Origin of the sequence: Bacillus sp. JHAA, assembly GCF_036961585.1 — a bacterium.
Lineage (GTDB): Bacteria > Bacillota > Bacilli > Bacillales > Bacillaceae > Bacillus > Bacillus velezensis.
The window spans coordinates 519,756-535,471 of record NZ_JBAMDE010000001.1 but is presented as its reverse complement, the minus strand read 5'-3'; the positions used below and the strand labels follow the sequence as shown (position 1 = coordinate 535,471).

Sequence of the window (15,716 nt, the reverse complement as noted above, 5' to 3'; positions counted from 1 at the left end):
TTGATCAGGCCATCTGGGAGGATGACAGGAATCACATGTAAGAAGCATAGACGAAGAAACAGTTATCTATATCGAACAACATATCGGGACTGAAACAAAAAGCACCTGTCCAGGTGCTTTTTTCTATAAATGAGGAACCACAAGACCTCCATACAAAAACGCCGCGATAATCAGGAAGGCCGGATGCATCTTGAATTTTGTCAAGGCAAGGAGGGAAATCCCCGCAATCACTATCGCTTGAACCCAGCCGATCGCTTTGATGCCGTCTGCGCCGATTTGCCAGGTAAGAATGAGCATCATGACGGCGATGACAGGCTGGACGGACAGCGTCATGCCTTTGATGACGGGTGATTGGCGGAAGCGCTGAATGATGCGCAAGAGGACGATCAATGCGAGCGCCGACGGTACGACGGTGGCGATCAGCGCAATCAGGAACCCGGGCCACCCGCCTGCGCTGTAGCCGACATACGCCGCGATTTTGGTGGCGATCGGGCCCGGCAATGCGTTCGCAAGCGCGAGCATATTTGAGAATTGATCGTTTGAGAGCCAGCTGTATCTGTTGACGACTTCTTCAAACATCAGCGGGATTGACGCCGGTCCGCCTCCATATCCGAGTGCGTTTGCGACAAAAAACGCCATAAATACATAAATCATGATCATGAGGCCGACATTCCTTTATCTTTTGAACGTTTATTTGTGATTTTGTCTTTCAATTTAAAATGAAACGCGCCGTATGCTAAGAAAATAATAATGACAAAGCCGGGATTGATCTGCAGCGTTTGCAGGCCGATAAAAGCGATGATAAAAAACAGAATGCCGGTGACCCAGCCGAAACCTTTAAGCGCTTTTTGGCCAAACTCGTACGCCATAATGCCGAGCATGACGGCGATTACCGGTGTTACGGCGCCAATCATGCCGGCAACAATTGCTGAGTGGCTTAAGACATTGACAGCCGCAAACAAGCCCGCCATAGCAAGGCATGTAGGCAGAATATGGGCAAGGGTTGCCACGATTGCGCCTAACGTGCCTTTCAGCTTAAAGCCCAGATACGCGGCCATTTTTGTGGCAATCGGTCCGGGAAGCGCATTTGCGATCGCTAATATTTCTCCGAATTCATCATCATCTATCCATTTGTATTTATTGACGGCTTCATGGCGGATGAGCGGGATCACCGACGGGCCGCCCCCGAATCCGAAAATGCCCGTTCGGATCATCGCCGCCGTAATGTCCCAATAGGGATGTTTCATGGCTATGTCCTCCTTACAGCTTCATGCCCGTTCTGCTTTTATACCGTTTAATCAGCATTTGGCAGTCGACGCTGACGACGCCTTTTTGCGTATAGAGCCGTTTTGTCAAAAACTCTTCCATCTCCTGATCATTTGCGAAAATACCGTGCATATGCAGCTTGCTCGGTCCGGTCATATGATAAAGGCTTGTCACTGCCGGTTCCTTTTCAAGCTTTAATGCGGTTTCCTCCAAATACTGCGGCTCCACCTCCACATTAAAAAACACGGACACATGGCGGCCTATTTTCGCCGGGTTAATGACAGCGGTGAATTTTTCAATCACACCGGCATCCAGTAAATGCTGAATGCGGTGCTGAACCGCCACTCGCGACAGGTTAACCCGCTTTCCTACGTCTGTATAGGAAATCCTCCCTTCCTCGTGCAAAATCGAAAGAATCTGTTTATCCGTTTCATCAAGGACAAGATTCGGAATGCTGTATTCATGTTCCAACCCGCTTCACCTTCCTTCATTTGGTAGACATTATTGTATCATGAAACATTACGGTATGAAGGCAGAAATTTTTTATTGTTTTCGATACGTAATGACTTAGAATTATTTCTTATCGAAAAGTAAATAGTGTGTGAGATTTTCTTTCAGGAATGTGGATGGCCGCGAAGCCGATTTTTATAATTGAGAAAATTTGTAAAGGGGCTTGCCATGAATACTTCAACCATCGGAACGAAACAAATGGTCGTCAGTCCGCATTATCTCGCTTCTCAGGCGGGGGCCGGCATTCTGGAAAAGGGCGGAAACGCGTTTGACGCGGCAGTGGCGGTCAGCGCCTGTCTGGCAGTCGTGTATCCGCATATGACGGGCCTTGGCGGGGATTCATTTTGGCTCACTTACCATAAAGAAACGGGACGAATCAAAGCTTATAACGGGAGCGGCCGTTCAGGGAAGCATGTGACGAGAGACTTGTATCGGGGCAGAGAAGCGATCCCTCTGCGCGGGACAGAAAGCGCCATTACCGTTCCGGGAATGGCGGACAGCTGGGATGCCGTGCTTTCGGCGTACGGGCGTCTTTCGCTCGCTGAGGTGCTGAAGCCAGCTCTTGATTATGCGGCAAACGGATTTCCGGTCTCTGCCGACCAATGCGCCCACACAGAACGCAATCTCGCTCTTTTAGCCTCGACGCCTTACACCTCGGCCATTTATACGAGAAACAAAAAAGCGCCCATGCCCGGTGAACGGTTTGTCCAAAAGGATCTGGCGGCCAGCTTGGAGCAGCTTGCCGAGAAAGGCAGAAGCGCTTTTTATGAAGGAGACCTCGCTCAACGCATCACATCCTTTTTGCAAAACAACGGCAGCCGTCTGACACTTGATGACTTTAAAGCCCACCGCGGCGAGTGGACGAACCCGGTATCCTCCGATTACCGCGGGTGCAAAATCTATCAGGCTCCGCCGAATTCACAGGGTTTTACAGGCTTAATGACGCTCAATATATTGGAAAACTATGATTTTTCTCAGATCGAACACGGTTCCTTTGACTATTATCATCTGCTGATCGAGGCGCTGAAGAAGAGTTTTCAGCACCGGAATGAAGTGCTGACTGATCCGGCATTTTCTCATATTCCGCTGGATCGGCTGCTTGATAAACGGTATGCAAAGCAGCTTGCGGAAGAAATCGGTAACGTGGCTGCGCCGGCGGTAAGCCGGCCGGTCGGAAGCGACACAGCTTATGCCGCCGTCGCCGATGCGGAAGGAAATGCCGTTTCCTTTATTCAGAGCCTCTATTTCGAGTTCGGATCTGCCGTTACAGCCGGGGAGACGGGCATTCTGCTGCAAAACCGCGGGTCATTTTTTTCGCTGGACGAATCCCATGTCAATACACTTGAACCCTGCAAGCGGACGTTCCACACCCTCATGCCGGCGATGGCCTGTAAAGAAGGAAAGCCTCACATCCTGTACGGAACCCAGGGAGGAGAAGGCCAGCCGCAAACTCAGACAGCGATGATTACGCGCATCATTGATTACAAAATGGACCCCCAGCAGGCGATCAATGAGCCGCGCTGGGTCTGGGGACGGACATGGGGAGAGGAGTATGAAGGGCTGAGGGTTGAAAGCAGAATCAGCCCTGAGACGAGAGAAGCTCTAAGGCAGAGCGGCCACCGCGTCGAGACCGTTGGTGATTTTGACGGGCTTATGGGCCATGCGGCAGCGATCGCCATTGATGAAGTAGGCTTTCTCAAAGGCGGGGCCGACCCGCGCGGCGACGGAGCGGCCGCAGGAGTATAGAGCTAGGCTGACTGATGAAAAAAATAAGCACGCCAAGCGCGGCAGAAAGACCCGCGTAAAACGAATCGTACACATATTGCTTTTCCTCCCGCCGGTGCCGCCATTCCATTATGCCGCTGCAGCAAAATAGAAACAACTCCCGCAAATACGTACATTTCATTGAAAAAAGTCACCGCTGCGATGCCCGTAATAAGCAGTGTGAATTCGATTAATCGATATTGAGAACTTTGACGGCAAATACTTGAAACATAAGGCTGAGCAAAATAAATACGGCTGAAAAAATCAGTAACTGAATGAAATCCATCATCTGCCTCCTAAAAATGTGTCACTCGTTTCATACGGGTGATGGCCTTGTAAGTTTCGGCATTCTATAAGACATTAGGCTGAGTTATATGGTAAAAGACTCAAAAAGACCCCTTTCGAAAGGGGTCTTTTTGACTAGTTTCTTCTATTATAATGGTTCCTGCTTCAGGTCGGGCGGACAAGCGTATATGTCTTCCCGAGTCTGGCGTATTCATTCCCCGCGAGCCTTGCCGCAGGCTTCAGCTCATCTGTCCGTATGTAGCCTTTATCGGCGTCATATACTTGGTCATTCAAATGAAAACAAACGACTCTGCCGATGATGAGGTCTGTCGTCGTTTCTCCGCTGTCATTTTGGAACGGAAGATGGCGTTCGAGTATACATTCAAACCTCACTTTTGCTTCTTTTATACCGGGAACGCTGATGCAAGCGCTGTCTGTCACAGAAAGGTCTGTCATGCCAAGTTCACTGACATCAGGATCAAGCCTTGCCGCCGTTTTGTTAATGTCTTCAATAATGGACTGATCACTGACGTGCACCACGAATTCCCGATGAGCGAGTGCGTTTCTCGCGGTGTCTTTCTGCCGACCGTCCGCGCGGCTGACTGAGATGGCCAGAAGCGGCGGTTCTGCGGAGACAACGTTATAGAAACTGAAGGGCGCCGCGTTTACGGCGCCGTTGATGGATGACCGCGTAGTGACAAATGCGATCGGCCGGGGAACGACTGTGCCCGAAAGCAATTTGTAAGTGTCTTTTGCGTTCAGTTCGTCTGCTCGTAAGATATGCATGATTTCGGCCGCCTTTCTTTATCGTATGACCTGATTATACAGAAAGAAAATTCGGAAACACAACAAAAGAAAACCGGCTGCATATCTTATCACGTGGCATATATCTGATTGAGGAAAAAGGCTTCCGTTTAGCCGGCAGCCTATTTACGAATGGTGTTACTTGTAGTTTTTCTTTACAACCCAGATGTTCCCGTCTTTCCAGTACTCTGTTTTGCTGCAGTAATCGTCTTTTTTGCAAGGGTCTTTTTTCTGAGGACGATAAGGTTTTTTCTGCGTGCGTTTTTTCTTGCGGCGGCATGATTTCTTGTGGCTGCGAGATTTTTTGTGAGACCGGCATGATTTTTTACGGCTGCGAGATTTTTTGTGAGAGCGGCGCGATTTTTTATGGCTGCGAGATTTTTTGTGAGAACGGGACTTTTTATGGCTGCGAGATTTTTTGTGAGAACGGGATTTTTTATGGCTGCGAGATTTTTTGTGAGAGCGGCACGATTTTTTATGGCTGCGAGATTTTTTGTGAGAGCGGCACGATTTTTTATGGCTGCGAGATTTTTTGTGAGAACGGGATTTTTTATGCTTGCGAGATTTTCTCTTCTTACTGCTTTTTGGTTCTTGGTACAAATAATCTTCCAATCCCTCGGTGCTTGCGGACTTTACTGCTTCTTCGATATCAGAATGGGAATAGTGGCCCATTTTGAAACCTCCTCATGATATATGTTTTAAGGATGCGATCCTTACTACCACATAGTACGCATGAATGAAAAAAGTGTATGTGTGATTCGCTGAGTTTTATATAAAAAGCACAGCCTAAATTAATACAGGGAGGTTTACTGATGAAAGACCAATCAACATTGCCTCTATACCAGCTGTTTATTCACCCGAAAGACTTAATGGAGCTGAAAAAAGACATTTGGGATGATGATCCGGTGCCCGCGGTGCTGAGAGTGAATCAAAAACGGCTTGACATTGATCTGGCGTACCGCGGCTCGCATATAAGAGATTTTAAGAAAAAATCGTATCATATCGCTTTTTATTCGCCGAAAACATTTCGCAGGGCGAAAGAGATACATTTAAACGCTGAATACAAAGATCCGTCGATGATGCGGAATAAGCTGTCTCTCGATTTCTTCGCGGAGCTTGGGACGCTGTCACCAAAGGCGAATTTCGTAACCCTGCAAATCAATGGCAGACATGAGGGGGTGTATCTTGAGCTGGAGTCAGTGGATGAATATTTTCTGGCGAAACGGAATTTGGCGGACGGCGCTGTTTTTTACGCGGTTGATGACGACGCCAATTTCTCCCTCGTCAGTGATCTGGAGCGGGATACGAAAACATCGCTCGAACTTGGTTATGAAAAGAAAACGGGAACGAAAGAAGACGATTTATACTTGCAGGATATGATCTATAAAATTAATACCGTGCCGAAGTCAGAGTTCAAGGGGGAGATCGTCAAACACTTGGACGCCGATAAGTATTTGCGGTGGCTTGCGGGCATCGTGTTTACCTCAAACTACGATGGATTTGTCCATAATTATGCTTTGTACCGGAATCATGAAACGGGACTTTTTGAAGTCATTCCGTGGGATTACGATGCGACGTGGGGAAGAGACATTCATGGTGATCGGATGGAGGCCGATTATGTCAGAATACAAGGGTTTAATACCTTGACTGCAAGGCTTCTGGATGAACCGTATTTCCGCAAAGCGTACAAAAGGCTTTTGGAAGAGACGCTTCAGACCCGGTTTACCATTGAACATATGAAGCCGAAGGTCATGTCACTGTATGAGCAGATCAGGCCGCATGTCGCGAAGGATCCATATAAGAAAGAAGAGATGGATTGCTTTGACCGGGAGCCTGAAGTGATTTGCGAATACATTAAGGAGCGGTCAGCCTTCATCAGCAGTGAGTTAGAGCGGTGGAATATCTGATTTGGAAATGAAGAAAGATTTTTTACAAATAGGCTGGTGAATCAGTTCCCGAAAATAATCGTGATACGTATATATGCATTATGCTTTTTACATTATGAGAAAAATGACTAGGAGGACAATAGATGAAACGCAATACGAAGCGGCAGCGGTCTGATGACAACTTTTTGCATGCGATGGAAGGAAAAGTGATTACTGTCTACCGGGGAGGCCCGGAGTCCAAGACAGGGAGATTAGCAGACATTCAATCGGATTATATCGCTCTTCAGGTTGATAATAAAATCGTTTATTATCAATGGAAACACGTGAAAAGTGTGACGGAAAATACGAGTGAAACCGTATCGCCGGCCGAAGCGGCAGAATGTGAAAAAGCTGATGATTTTCAAGACCTGATCAGCCGGATGACCAATCGCACGGTGCAATTGAATCAGGGAGGTCCCGAATCGAAAAGAGGAAAGCTTCACGAAACAGGGGATGATTTTCTCGTGCTGGAAACGGAAGATGACGGAATTGTATATTTTAACGCCGACCATGTCAAAAGCATCAGCGCGGAACAAGAAGAGGACGGCCAAGAGGAGGAGCGCCCGGAATTTGAAATGGCTGATGATTTTCACGGCATATTTAAACGCCTGATCCACAAATGGGTATCCATCAACCGCGGAGGTCCTGAAGCAGTTGAAGGAATACTTGTGGATAATTCCGACGGCCACTACACTCTTGTGAAAGATAAAGAAGTGCTGCGGATTTATCCTTTTCATATCAAGAGCATCAGCGAAGGGGCAAAAGGAGCAGCTAAAAAAGAGGAGAATAAAGACGACGAGAATAAAGGTGAGAAAGAGAGCGCCGAAGAAGAAAAGCCGCATGAAGAAGAATCACGCGAAGAGCAGCGTACTTCCTCCAAAAAGTCGAAAAGATCATCAAGATCCGTTCGATCCTCAAAACGGGAGAAAGAGGTCTCTTATAGCTACGCCACTGTATTAAGGACAATAGATTATCGGTGGAAACGCGGCCGTAAATGATTGGAAAGATTGTCCGTAAACGCGGGAGAGGGGGGAATGAAATGGCTGGATTAAGCAGATTTCTGGATAAACAAGTCGATATTGAGATATCGGGGAATACGACATTTCCAGGAACTCTTTTGGATATCGGTCAGGATATCATTGTGATTCATGACGGCCGGACGTTTCTTTATATTCCGCTGCTGCACCTTCAGCGAATGACATTGACGCTCCCGGACGAAGAGAATAAAGAACCGTACGCAAGAAAAAAAAGTCCGCATCCCGAAAAACAGGAACATTCCTTTTCTTACCGGAATACCCTCCAGCATATAAAAGGCAGATTCACAGAAATATTTGTTACGGGAGACCGTTCCATTCATGGGTATGTGACAAGTGTTTTAAATGATTATTTTGTTTTCTTCTCTCCGGTTTATAAGACTCTTTTCATCTCGATGCATCATTTGAAATGGCTGACACCCTATTCCGATGAGCAGACGCCGTATACATTAAACAGTTCAGAACTGCCGGTTGTTCCCGCTAATGTGCCCCTTGTCCGGAATTTTGAGGAACAATTAAAAAGATATATCGGGAAGCTGATTATTCTGGATTTAGGAGATATACCGAATAAAGTGGGGCTGTTGCAGGATGTCTCAGATAATATTCTTGAACTGACCAATGCAGACGGCGATACTGTTTTTTGGAAATTGAATCATTTAAAAACCATGCACCTGCCATAAATGATAAAACTGCCTCTCTTATACAGCAGGCAGTTTTTTTTCATGGGAGCTAAAGGTAAATCCAACTGATCCAAACATATAAAACGGTAATGGTAAACACGACAGTGAGAGGGACAACGATAATGGTCGTTTTGATATATTCTGACCAAGAAACTTTTTCGCCGTGCTGTCTGATGATATGCATCCAGATCAGCGTGGCTAATGTCCCGATCGGCAGAAGCAATGATCCGATATCACTGCCGATAATATTAGCCAGATAAATGATTTTTACGGTTAATGGGTCGATGGACATTTCAGTTAATGTCAAAGTGCTGATCATTAAGGCGGGATGGTTATTGAACAAATTAGAGAGGACGGATGTAGCAATGCCCATAATAGATGCAGCGTGGGCAATGCTTTGTGAGACATAAGGCTCAATAGACTGAACAAGCAGCGCCGTCAGTCCGATATTATGCAGTCCGTAGATGATAATGTACATCGTGAAGGCAAAAATAAAGATATGCCAAGGCGCTTTCCTTAATAAATCTGCCGGTCCGATTTTTAAATAAAACCATCTCCAGCCAAGCAGGATGACTGAACTGATGACAGCCACGAGCGAAACGGATATGCCGTTGTAAGAAGCTGCAAACAGACTGATCCGGACGAACAATACAAATGCCAAAACACAAAACATGATGTTCGTACGGCTGTTTTGGGTCGGGTCTGGCGGAGGCTGAAGCGGATGATATCGTTTGTGTTCCAGCGAGTCAAAATGAACCGGAATATCGGGGAGCTGTTTCGGCAAACGGCGGTAAAAAACGGCAAACAGCAGAAAGGCCATAAACACCAGTCCCAGCGTGCCGGGGATAAACATCATATTGGTGTACAAATAAAGGTCCATGCCTATCATTTTGAGAGAAATTAAATTGACGATATTACTGACGCCGATCGGGGTGCTTGCCGCCGTCGCAATTAATACGCCGCTTATTAAATACGGTGTTTTCTGATGTCTTTTAAGTCCGAGATATTGTAAGACCAATAGTAAAATAGGAGTGGTGATTAAGACGCTGCCGTCATTATTCAGAAAGAGCGTCATTGAAAAACAGAGCAGGTTGGTCAGCCAAAAAAGCCGGATGCCCGATCCCTTGGCGCGGTGAAGCAGTTTGGCCGCCGCCCAGTTAAAAAAACCGAAGCTTTCCAGCGCGATCGCCATAATCATTGTGGAGATAATGGTTATTGAGGCTCCGGTGACTTTTGACCCTATATCCCCCAAATCATGAAAGGAAACGGTTCCGCATAACAAAACGAGAATGGCGCCCAGCGACGCCGGAACGGCTTCATTTAATCCCCCGGGTCTCCAAAATATAAAAATAATGGTCACAAAGAAAGAAATCAGGGTCAAAATGACGGTAATATGTGTAATGTGTTCTGCCTCCTTTTAGATGGGTCATTGCCGCCCCGTTATTTTTATCCCTCCTGATCAGTTGTACTGTATGTATACGGGTACAGGTCGTAAGGTGTACTGAGCGTTTCTACCAATTTAGTAAAAATCCATAAAAGCACAAAAAAAAGAGGCTGCTTTCGGCGGCCCTCTTTTTTATGCATTTTCCTTATCCGCCTGCAATAAAGCCTGGCGTTTATTCATAATATCCAGAAAATGTTTCAGGATCGGATTTTGATTATCCTTGCGGTAGGCAATGACCCATTCGGCCGTGAGCTGCACCTGATTAATGCCGCGGTAGGCGACTTCGAGATTAAACAGCTTTTTAGCAGAAGAAGGCACGAAGGTTACACCGATGCCGGCACTAACCAATCCGATCACCATTTGATACTCCGTCGCTTCCTGAACGATTTTCGGTTTGAAGCCCGCCTGCTCGCAGTAGTTTACAAACTCTAGGTATAAAGTCGGCCATGTTTCTTTCGACAGTGTGATAATCGGTTCATTTTTTAAATCCTGAATGTCGATTGTCTGTTTAGCGGTAAGCGGGTGCTGCTTCGGCAAAGCCAGAATGCACGGACTGCTCTGCACCTTTTCCATATGTAACGCGGAATGCTGTAAAGGCGGATGAAGGATGCCGATATCAATGTTCCCCTTCAGAAGTTCTTCCTGCTGTCTGAAAGAAGAAATTTCACGCAGATCAAGCTTGACGGAGGGGAATTTTTCGCGGAATTCCCGAATGATCGGCGGCAGAAATTCATATGTGGCCGAGCCGACAAAACCGACGACAAGGCGGCCGAGCTCTCCCCGCGCCGTTCTCTGCGCCATTTCAATCGCTTTGTCTATTTCTTCGATCGCGTTTCTGCTGTGTTTTAAAAAACTTTCTCCGGCAGCTGAAAGCTCTACAACCCGTTTCGTGCGCTTTAATAAGGTCACGCCGACTTCCTTCTCAAGCTGTTTGATCTGCTGGCTGAGAGGCGGCTGTGTCATATTTAACCGAAGCGCAGCTTTGCCGAAATGAAGTTCTTCGGCAACGGCAATAAAGTATTGAAGATGGCGAAGCTCCATCCTTATCCATTCCTTTCTCTTTGTTAATTATTCGTGAAACATATTAATCATACGGCGAATTGATATTGGAGGTCAATTTCCAAAGAGTGTATAGTGAATAATATCACAAATTACTTAAAATTTTATATTTAATATGCATAATAAGGAGTGAGGGTGTTGGCAAAAGCAACAAATGAACTAAAAACCTCTGGAAAAAATCGGGGGGCGGAGCTTGTTGTTGATTGCTTAGTGGAGCAAGGTGTCACACATGTTTTTGGCATTCCGGGTGCAAAAATTGATGCAGTATTTGATGCGTTAAAAGATAAAGGACCTGAACTGGTTTTATGCCGTCACGAACAGAACGCTGCATTTATGGCTGCGGCTGTCGGAAGACTGACTGGAAAACCAGGCGTTTGTCTCGTTACTTCAGGCCCGGGGGCATCCAACTTGGCGACCGGCTTGTTAACGGCTAATACAGAAGGTGATCCGGTAGTGGCGCTGGCGGGTAACGTAATTCGCGCAGACCGGTTAAAACGGACACACCAATCATTGGACAATGCGGCGCTATTTCAGCCGATTACAAAATACAGTGTAGAAGTACAGGAAACAGGGAATATACCAGAAGCGGTAACAAACGCCTTCAGGGCAGCGTCAGCAGGTCAGGCAGGCGCGGCTTTCGTGAGCTTTCCGCAGGATGTTGTGAATGAAATCACAAATGTGAAAAACGTACGCAGCGTGCCGGCGCCGAAACAAGGCCCTGCACCGGAAGAAGCGGTCAGCGCGGCTATCGCGAAAATCCAGACGGCGAAACTTCCCGTTCTGTTAGTCGGCATGAAAGGCGGAAGACCGGAGGCGGTAAAACAAATCCGCAAACTGCTTGCCAAAACAAAACTGCCTTTCGTAGAAACGTACCAAGGGGCCGGCACATTGTCCAGAGAGCTGGAAGACCAATATTTCGGCCGGATCGGACTGTTCCGCAACCAGCCGGGCGATCTTCTGCTTGAACAGGCGGATGTCGTATTAACGATCGGTTATGATCCGATTGAATACGATCCGAAGTTCTGGAACGTAAACGGTGACCGTGCTATTATCCATCTTGACGAAATCCAGGCCGATATCGATCATGCCTATCAGCCGGAATTAGAATTATTAGGCGATATCGCCGCTACGGTTAAACAAATTGAACACGACGCTGTGACATTTGATATGGGCAGCCGTGAACAAGAAGTGCTGAGCGAATTAAAACAGATGCTCACAGACAGCGAGAAGGCGCCAAGCGACCATAAATCCGACAGAGTGCATCCTCTGCAAATCGTCCAAGAACTGCGCAATGCAATTGATGACGACGTAACCGTCACTTGCGATATCGGTTCGCACGCGATCTGGATGTCCCGCTACTTCCGCGCTTATGAGCCGCTGAAACTGTTGATCAGCAACGGCATGCAGACATTGGGCGTAGCGCTTCCTTGGGCGATTGCCGCCACATTGGTGAATCCGGGTGAAAAAGTCGTATCCGTTTCAGGAGACGGAGGATTCCTGTTCTCTGCAATGGAATTGGAAACGGCAGTCCGCTTAAAAGCGCCGATCGTTCACCTTGTATGGAATGACAGCACATATGATATGGTCGCATTCCAGCAAATGAAAAAATATAACCGTACGTCATGCGTAGATTTCGGAAACATTGACATCGTAAAATATGCAGAAAGCTTCGGCGCCACCGGCTTGCGCGTTGAGTCACCGGAACAGCTGGCAGACGTGCTGCAAAAAGGCTTGAACACAGAAGGTCCTGTCATCATTGACATTCCTGTCGATTACAGTGACAATGTCCATTTATCAAGCGACATGCTTCCGAAGCAATTCAAAGAAAAAATGAAAGCAAAAGCTCTCTAGCACTCTGCGCACCATGACCTGTTTTCTAAAACAGCCCAATTTAAAAGGAGTGAAGGGAATATGAAAAACGCAAGCGACATCCATATGATGAGCCGCGGAGAAAAAGGCTCACCTGAGGATCAGATCTATCAAGTATCAACAATGACATCTCTGCTGGACGGAGTATATGACGGAGATTTTGATATGGCTGACATTCCGAAGTTCGGTGATTTCGGAATCGGCACGTTCAATAAACTGGACGGCGAATTAATCGGATTTGACGGAGAATTTTACCGTCTGCGCGGCGACGGAACGGCTACGCCTGTTAAAGGCGGAGACCTGTCACCATTCTGCTCATTCACATTTTTCACGCCGGATATGACGCATACGATCGACGGCGAAATGACCCGTGAAGAATTCGAGCAGGAAATCGCCAGCCTTCTGCCTAGTAAAAACTTATTTTATGCGATCCGTTTAGACGGCGTATTTAAAAAGGTGCAGACAAGAACGGTAGAACGCCAGGAGAAACCGTACGTTCCGATGATCGAAGCGGTGAAAACACAGCCTGTGTTCAACTTTGACGACATTCAGGGTACAATCGCCGGCTTCTGGACGCCGGGGTACGCAAACGGCATCGCTGTTTCCGGATATCACCTGCACTTCATTGATGAAGGACGCAATTCCGGCGGACACGTATTTGACTATGTCATTAAAGATTGTAAAGTGACCATTTCTCAAAAAATGAATATGAACCTCAAGCTTCCGAATACGGCGGACTTTTTCAACGCAAATTTAGATAATCCGAATTTTGCGAAGGATATTGAAACAACTGAAGGAAGCCCGGAATAAATTAAAAAAGAAAGCCCCATTTTTCTCGGGGGCTTTCTTTTTATTTGGCTGAACCGGCAAAGATTAGGTAAAATACAGTCAAAAGGGAAAGGTGTGGTAGCTGTGAAAGTATTGGTATTAGCGGTTCATCCTGACATGGACAACTCAGCGGTCAATAAGGCGTGGACAGAAGAATTAAAAAATCATGATGAAATCACGGTCCGTGAGCTTTATAAAGAATATCCGGACGGGAAAATAGATGCGGAAAAGGAACGGCAGCTGTGTGAACAGTATGACCGGATCGTATTTCAATTCCCGCTGTATTGGTACAGTGCGCCTCCGCTTTTAAAAACATGGATGGATCATGTGCTGGCGTATGGCTGGGCTTACGGCTCCAAAGGAAAGGCGCTGCACGGCAAAGAATTGCTGCTGGCTGTTTCCGTAGGTGCCGGAGAGGATGCATATCAGGCAGGCGGGTCTAACCATTTTTCACTGAGCGAGCTCTTAAGGCCGTTTCAGGCAATGGCTAATTTTACGGGTATGACCTATTTGCCGGCTTTCGCGATGTACGGGGTAAGCAGCGCCGATGCTGCGGCTATCCGTGACAATGCAAAACGCCTGGCGGATTACATAAAGAAGCCATTTTAGAGTCGTATGCATTCATCTTCATCCGACAATATTTCCTGAGAAATATTTCGAACCTTAGACGTTTCTGACTGCTCAAGAAAGAAAAAACGGATTTCGCGCTGAATTTGCGAAATCCGTTTTGATATTATGTCAGTTTTTGCAGATCTTTTGTGCTGATATATCCCGTTGCGCCCCCGTAATCGACAAGCGCCCAGCCGAAGTCAATGCCGCCGCCGGCTGTCTTTTTCCATCCGAGGAAAGAAACGCTTGTGTTTTTAGCAAGGGAAGCTTTGACCGCTTGTTTGTCTGTATATACTTTTGTTTTTGCCGTCGTTTTTACGGTTGTTGCTTCTTTAACAATATAATGAGTAGATACAAATCCTGTTTTTCCGTTTTTATAATGTACTTTTGCCCAGTCAGCGTTCTGGAATGAAACGATCTTTAAGCTGTCGCCTAAATGAAGGGTGTCAGCTCTCGGACTGGCTGCTGATGCTTTTGTTCTGACGTTCAATGCTTCCGCGGAAACGAGATAAGAGTCAAGCGGGTAGCTGTACAGATCGTCAATTTTGACCGCTTCCTGCGCGTGTGTCTCGGGAAGAGGCGTTATTCCGGCAGCTGAAGCCGCTGTTATTCCCGCTGCAAGGGTCAGAATGGATGCCGCTTTGGCTGTTTTCTTCATCTGTATCTCTCCTTTTACTTCATCCTTTCACGTTTTACCGGAAGTCTAAACATCGGCCGGTTATTTTTGTGTTTGAAGTTTCAATGGAGCGGAAATGGTTTTTTTGACTTTTTCTCCTTTGAGCACCTGCTCCGCCGCTTCGGCCGCCAGTTTTCCGATCAGCTCCGGCTGCTGGGCGACCGTGGCTGTCAGCTTTCCGTTTTTAATGGAAGAAATCGCATCTTTATTTCCGTCGAAACCGACGACCAGAATGTGTTTGCCTGAGCTGTTAATCGCTTCGAGCGCGCCGAGTGCCATTTCATCATTATGGGCGAACACGGCTTTAATATCCGGATGTCCCTGCAGCAGGTTTTCCATGACGGTCAATCCTTTTGTACGGTCAAAATCCGCCGCTTGCTTTGTTACGACATCCAGCTTTTTGTCGGCAATATGATGAAAGCCCGTTCCGCGTTCCCGTGTCGCGGATGCGCCCGGCACCCCTTGCAATTCCGCCACTTTGGCGCCTTTTCCGAGCTGATCGGCGAGGTAGTCAGCCGCCATTTCTCCTCCTTTGACATTGTCAGAGGCGACAAGCGTTTCGACTTTTCCGTGTTCGGCTGAACGATCAAGCGCAATGACGGGAATGCCGAGGGAATTTGCCGATTCGACGGCTGTTGAAATCGCTGATGAATCGGTCGGATTGATCAGCAGCGCATCGACTCCCTGCTGGATCAAATCTTCTACGTCATTTGACTGTTTAGATGAATCATTTTGAGCATCGACAATAATGACCTTCATGCCCCGTTTTTTGGCTTCCTTTACAACGCCTTCTTTTAATGAAACGAAGAACGGATTGTTCAATGTGGAGACGGAGAGCCCGATAGTGAATTCTTTTTTATGTTTTGTGTTTGACGGTTTTGCCCATTGTGGCGGTTCAAGTGAACAGGCGGACAGCAAAAACAGTGATAATGCCGCGATCGTGATGATGGCTTTCTTCATAAT

16 protein-coding genes and 1 pseudogene are annotated in these 15,716 nt (G+C 47.0%); 7 read left to right on the top strand and 10 right to left on the bottom strand.

The window, feature by feature from the left end; translation table 11 throughout:
- Positions 1-123: 123 nt before the first annotated feature.
- From chrA to V7728_RS02675, 3 genes are read right to left on the bottom strand one after another with little or no spacing between them, the layout of a single operon-like run.
- Positions 124-660 carry a chromate resistance efflux protein ChrA gene (gene chrA / locus V7728_RS02685; protein WP_015240730.1) on the bottom strand — a complete coding sequence of 179 codons (537 nt, stop codon included), beginning with the start codon at positions 658-660 and terminating at the stop codon, positions 124-126.
- Complete coding sequence (chrB, locus tag V7728_RS02680; protein WP_015240729.1) at positions 657-1,247, bottom strand: chromate efflux transporter subunit ChrB; 591 nt, start codon at positions 1,245-1,247, stop codon at positions 657-659. Before chrB ends, chrA begins: the two co-directional genes overlap by 4 nt.
- A 13-nt stretch (positions 1,248-1,260) precedes the next feature.
- Positions 1,261-1,737 carry an Lrp/AsnC family transcriptional regulator gene (locus V7728_RS02675; RefSeq protein WP_007407537.1) on the bottom strand — a complete coding sequence of 159 codons (477 nt, stop codon included), beginning with the start codon at positions 1,735-1,737 and terminating at the stop codon, positions 1,261-1,263.
- Positions 1,738-1,944: 207 nt separating this feature from the next.
- Between V7728_RS02675 and ggt the strand changes: the two genes are divergently transcribed.
- Positions 1,945-3,522 carry a gamma-glutamyltransferase gene (gene ggt, locus V7728_RS02670; RefSeq protein WP_099567144.1) on the top strand — a complete coding sequence of 526 codons (1,578 nt, stop codon included), beginning with the start codon at positions 1,945-1,947 and terminating at the stop codon, positions 3,520-3,522.
- A gap of 10 nt (positions 3,523-3,532) precedes the next feature.
- On the opposite strand, the pseudogene V7728_RS02665 reads toward ggt, so the two are convergent.
- The 3 genes and pseudogenes from V7728_RS02665 to cotG form a co-directional block, all read right to left on the bottom strand.
- Positions 3,533-3,826, bottom strand: a pseudogene (locus tag V7728_RS02665) (hypothetical protein); the annotation flags it as partial.
- 164 nt (positions 3,827-3,990) lie between these two features.
- Positions 3,991-4,611, bottom strand: coding sequence for a flavin reductase family protein (locus V7728_RS02660; protein ID WP_099567143.1), 621 nt, complete (start codon positions 4,609-4,611; stop codon positions 3,991-3,993).
- A gap of 156 nt (positions 4,612-4,767) precedes the next feature.
- The gene (gene cotG, locus V7728_RS02655; protein ID WP_076424634.1) at positions 4,768-5,301 is read right to left on the bottom strand and encodes a spore coat protein CotG; all 534 of its coding nucleotides are present in this window, start codon (positions 5,299-5,301) and stop codon (positions 4,768-4,770) included.
- A gap of 140 nt (positions 5,302-5,441) precedes the next feature.
- On the opposite strand from cotG, the gene V7728_RS02650 reads away from it, so the two are divergent.
- The 3 genes from V7728_RS02650 (at position 5,442) to V7728_RS02640 (ending at position 8,268) form a co-directional block, all read left to right on the top strand.
- On the top strand, positions 5,442-6,536 hold the full coding sequence (locus tag V7728_RS02650) for a CotH kinase family protein (protein ID WP_025285385.1): 1,095 nt from the start codon (positions 5,442-5,444) through the stop codon (positions 6,534-6,536).
- Between the two features lie 122 nt (positions 6,537-6,658).
- Positions 6,659-7,552 (top strand): hypothetical protein, encoded by an 894-nt coding sequence (locus V7728_RS02645; protein WP_015240724.1) that lies wholly within the window; start codon positions 6,659-6,661, stop codon positions 7,550-7,552.
- A gap of 41 nt (positions 7,553-7,593) precedes the next feature.
- Positions 7,594-8,268 carry a DUF2642 domain-containing protein gene (locus V7728_RS02640; protein ID WP_099567142.1) on the top strand — a complete coding sequence of 225 codons (675 nt, stop codon included), beginning with the start codon at positions 7,594-7,596 and terminating at the stop codon, positions 8,266-8,268.
- Positions 8,269-8,317: 49 nt separating this feature from the next.
- Here V7728_RS02640 and V7728_RS02635 read toward each other — a convergent pair whose 3' ends face one another.
- Together V7728_RS02635 and alsR are read right to left on the bottom strand one after the other, a co-directional pair.
- The gene (locus V7728_RS02635; protein WP_012118610.1) at positions 8,318-9,649 is read right to left on the bottom strand and encodes an arsenic transporter; all 1,332 of its coding nucleotides are present in this window, start codon (positions 9,647-9,649) and stop codon (positions 8,318-8,320) included.
- Positions 9,650-9,844: 195 nt separating this feature from the next.
- Positions 9,845-10,753, bottom strand: a complete 909-nt coding sequence (alsR, locus tag V7728_RS02630) for an acetoin biosynthesis transcriptional regulator AlsR (RefSeq protein ID WP_007407528.1) — start codon at positions 10,751-10,753, stop codon at positions 9,845-9,847.
- A 156-nt stretch (positions 10,754-10,909) separates the two neighbouring features.
- On the opposite strand from alsR, the gene alsS reads away from it, so the two are divergent.
- The 3 genes from alsS to V7728_RS02615 all read left to right on the top strand — a co-directional run bounded on the left by alsS (position 10,910) and on the right by V7728_RS02615 (position 14,077).
- Positions 10,910-12,622, top strand: a complete 1,713-nt coding sequence (gene alsS, locus V7728_RS02625) for an acetolactate synthase AlsS (RefSeq protein ID WP_007407527.1) — start codon at positions 10,910-10,912, stop codon at positions 12,620-12,622.
- Positions 12,623-12,682: 60 nt separating this feature from the next.
- Positions 12,683-13,450 carry an acetolactate decarboxylase gene (gene budA, locus V7728_RS02620; protein WP_003151318.1) on the top strand — a complete coding sequence of 256 codons (768 nt, stop codon included), beginning with the start codon at positions 12,683-12,685 and terminating at the stop codon, positions 13,448-13,450.
- A 102-nt stretch (positions 13,451-13,552) separates the two neighbouring features.
- The gene (locus V7728_RS02615) at positions 13,553-14,077 is read left to right on the top strand and encodes an NAD(P)H-dependent oxidoreductase (RefSeq protein WP_007407526.1); all 525 of its coding nucleotides are present in this window, start codon (positions 13,553-13,555) and stop codon (positions 14,075-14,077) included.
- 124 nt (positions 14,078-14,201) lie between these two features.
- On the opposite strand, the gene V7728_RS02610 is transcribed toward V7728_RS02615, so the two are convergent.
- Positions 14,202-14,735: an SH3 domain-containing protein gene (locus tag V7728_RS02610; RefSeq protein WP_007407525.1), complete on the bottom strand. Its 534-nt coding sequence runs from the start codon at positions 14,733-14,735 to the stop codon at positions 14,202-14,204.
- Positions 14,736-14,795: 60 nt separating this feature from the next.
- Positions 14,796-15,713, bottom strand: a complete 918-nt coding sequence (rbsB, locus tag V7728_RS02605) for a ribose ABC transporter substrate-binding protein RbsB (RefSeq protein WP_007407524.1) — start codon at positions 15,711-15,713, stop codon at positions 14,796-14,798.
- Positions 15,714-15,716: the final 3 nt, after the last annotated feature.